Annotated in this window: 2 protein-coding genes; both read right to left on the bottom strand. The window is 64.0% G+C overall.

What is annotated here, in order from left to right; translation table 11 throughout:
- Positions 1-679, bottom strand: a 679-nt coding sequence (locus FJ222_12430) for a hypothetical protein (protein MBM4165228.1), incomplete at its 3' end; no start/stop codon positions are given.
- A gap of 20 nt (positions 680-699) precedes the next feature.
- Positions 700-2781 (bottom strand): hypothetical protein, encoded by a 2082-nt coding sequence (locus FJ222_12425; GenBank protein MBM4165227.1) that lies wholly within the window; start codon positions 2779-2781, stop codon positions 700-702.
- Positions 2782-3209 lie beyond the last annotated feature (428 nt).

The following is a 3209-nucleotide window of genomic DNA, read 5'->3' as shown; positions in this document are numbered from 1 at the left end:
AGCGGTTCCAGCCGCAGCCATAGACCGCGCAGACCGCCTTCAACCGCGGGTCCATGGCGAACGACCAGATCGTGGTGCCGCCCATCGAGACGCCGAAAGCGCCGACGCGATCCTTGTCCACCGCCGGTTGCTGCCGCAGGTAGGAAAGGGCACGGCGCGCCACGGCCGACCAGATGTACCAGGACGATTCGCGCACCGTCGGCGTGGTTGCCATCGCCTTGTTGGCGCTATGCTTGTGGTTGCCCTGTTCCAACGCTTCCGGATAGAGCGTATACCGGTCGCGGTTGTCCCAAACACCGTGGTAGTTGCAGCTCAGACACGCGTAGCCGCGGGCCGTCCAGGTTTCCAGCCACATCTTGTTGACGGTCTGACCGCCGCCATGCAGGTGCATCACCGCCGGGACGCGCGTGGCGCCATCCGGCGCGGCATACAGGCCATACACACGCACAGCTTGGTTGTTGACATACGCCGAGAAGTACATTTCCTTGTACCCGGCGCCGCCGTCCGTCCACTCCTTGAGAACCTCCTCGTCAAAGGCGCCCGCATCGGGATCGTAGGCACTCCAGACTTCCGTCGGCGTCAACATGGCGGGCTCCTCCCCCGGCGCGGCCGTTGCCGGCCACAGCATGACCGACGCCATGACTGCGGCGACCATCGTTTGCGGCATGCCGTTCGTCATCCGAGGCAACTCCAGATGCTCTACCTTGCCATTAGCACGAGCAGCGCGTAAGGCGGCAGGGAAACCGGTTGCGCCTGATCCACGACGACGCTTGTGGCTCGCCCCGCTTCGCCCGACAGGAATCCTGCCGGCATGTCGTGCTCAGGCGAATACGTCGCGGGGCTGTCGCCGCGGTTATACACCAGGACGACGCGTTCGTCCGAATCGCGGCGAAGCGTGACGGAAGCCAGCGATCCCGCGAATCGCGGCTCCGTAATCCGCCAGCCCCGCCCTCCTTCCGGCCAGGCGCTCAGCGTATAATGGAACCGCGTGCCGGGCTGAAGGGGACGCGGTCCGGGTTGGTCCAAAGATAACCGCATCCCCTCTCGCCCGTCCTTGAGGGGCTTGCCTTCCAGTTGCAGCCGTTCAAACCGAGTGAACAAATCTCCTCCAATCTCGAACGCCAGTGACTTCACCCGCCAGATGCGCGCATTGTCAGTCGGTTCCGGCGGCTCGGAGAACCGAAGCCATCCCAGCGGTTCCATCCCGTCGGTCTCTCCAAGCGCCTCAAGCGAAATCGCTCCGCCTGCACCCGCGCGATCGGCGAACCAGAGGTCAATTCGCTCCGCCGGGCTGTCCTGAGCGCATTTGGTATCCGTCATTCTGGTCTTGTGGGCGCGGCGCGGCGTAAACCGCCAGCCAGCCGCGATCCAGTCCCGGCCCACCACCGACGCATGGCACGGAAGATGAACATCGGTCGTCATGCAGAACGTTCCTTCGGGCCAGAAGAGTGGCTGATCCTCCTTTGACTCAGGATAGGGCTTCCAGGTCATATTCGTCTCATAAAGCCCCAGGTATGACGCGCACAGGTACGCGTCGAAGTCGTTCCGCTCGGCCGAGGACATGGTGACGGCGAAGGTGGAATCCGTCCAGGCACGGCAGGGCATGACCACGTCGAAGGTCCCGGCGCGAAGCGCCGGCCCGTTGTCATTGAGGTCGAACTCGCAGCGATCTCTCACCGCCTGCACCGGCACGTCCGGGTCCCAGAAGAGCATGGCATAGTACGTCCAAAATTCGCTGAACGGGCTCCTCAGTCGCAGATTGGCCACACCCTTGGTCAGGGGGTCGCGCGACAGCGTTGCGAGTATCTCCGGGGCGTGGAAGGGGCCCTGATGGGTTGCCGGATTGAGATTGCACCACCCCTGCTTCACCCAGTGCGAAGCGGCGGCGGGAATCTTCCCGCACACCGTCACGGCGCGCGAGTAACCGGCCATACGTCGAAGCATTTCCAGCGCAACGAGATCGCCGGTGAGCTGCCAGTACCGGCCGAGAAAGGTGGCGTCGAAATTGAAATAATGCGGATCGGGGCCGAGGTTGCGCCCCGGTCCCGCGACCACGGCGTACGGAAAGGCGCCGCCCGACCACTGGTTCGCCCGGAGCTGTTCCACTACTTCCCGCACTTGGGTGCGCCACTGGGCCGGCTCGGGATCGTTCGGGCTGGCGGCTTCGTACAGTTTGGCCATCAACGAGAGTGTCGCCGCCTGTTGGGTGAATACGTTGGGCCGATTGTCCTTGAAATAGGTTTGCTTCGTGGACGGGCGCAGACGCTCCAGATACGTTGACACCGCATCGGGGGCCGATCCTGCTGCGACCACCCAGTTCACGGCCTCCAGGACGGCCAGAAAATCCCAGAAGCCTCGCGGTTGTTTCTTGAACAGGAGTGTCCAGCGGTCCATCACCGCAAAGGCTTCCTTGCGGCGCTCCGCATCCCTTCGATACGGGCCTTCCGCCGCGAACACGCTCCACACGGACCAGAACGCATGTCGGCGATGTTCAACGTGCTTGAGATCGGCGGCGGGGTTGTGGATGACGGCCCGCACGATCGGCCAGGCCTCGTCGGCCCATTTCTTCGCCAGCGGGAGGTAGGGATTGTCCGCCGTGACAGGCGGCGTGGGCGAGCGGAGCGAGGCGATCCGCTCGGCGGATAGGCTCGAAGGCGAAGACATCGCCGAGATCCTGTCTTTGCCAGTGACGGCAACCTGGGACTCAGCCGCATGCCCACCAACCGACAACAGCGCGGCGACAGTGCAGATCGAGGTGCTGTGTTTTATCGTGCCGTTCATCTTCGTTTGTGCCTTCCGTCTTGGAGGAATCTCAACGGTTCCGTCGGAACAGGAATCGTCGAGGCGCCGGCCGGTCGTCCGGCGAATCCAGCGGGACGCTGTACGTCAGCGTGTAGGTTCCGGACGCATCGTCATAGTCCGTCTGCCAGTAGTCGTTGCCGTGGACGGACTGATCCATCTCGATCTCCTGGCCGCGCGCTTTCTCGTAGAGCGCATAGCCTCTATAGGAGTTCAGGCCGCAGAACGAGATCGGCACATAGCCGAGGCCGCCGGTGATGGCGAACTCGGCGCGGTCGGCCTCGGCGCGGATGCGAACGGCGGGGAAGAGCCGCTCCAGCGTCCCAGTCGTGACCTCGACCTGCCGGTCATTGCCCACGGCTTCGCGGTGGATCATGCGCCAGGTGTTGCCGTGCTTCTCCAACGCGGCG

The sequence above is a fragment of the Lentisphaerota bacterium genome, assembly GCA_016873675.1.
Classification (GTDB): domain Bacteria; phylum Verrucomicrobiota; class Kiritimatiellia; order RFP12; family JAAYNR01; genus VGWG01.
The sequence above is the reverse complement of the archived record's forward strand: the minus strand, read 5'-3'. Positions and strand labels throughout refer to the sequence as shown.

What these genes read in the sequence shown, in the direction of transcription:
- FJ222_12425 (MBM4165227.1), bottom strand. Translation starts at nt 2,781, where the DNA reads ATGAACGGCACGATAAAACACAGCACCTCGATCTGCACTGTCGCCGCG.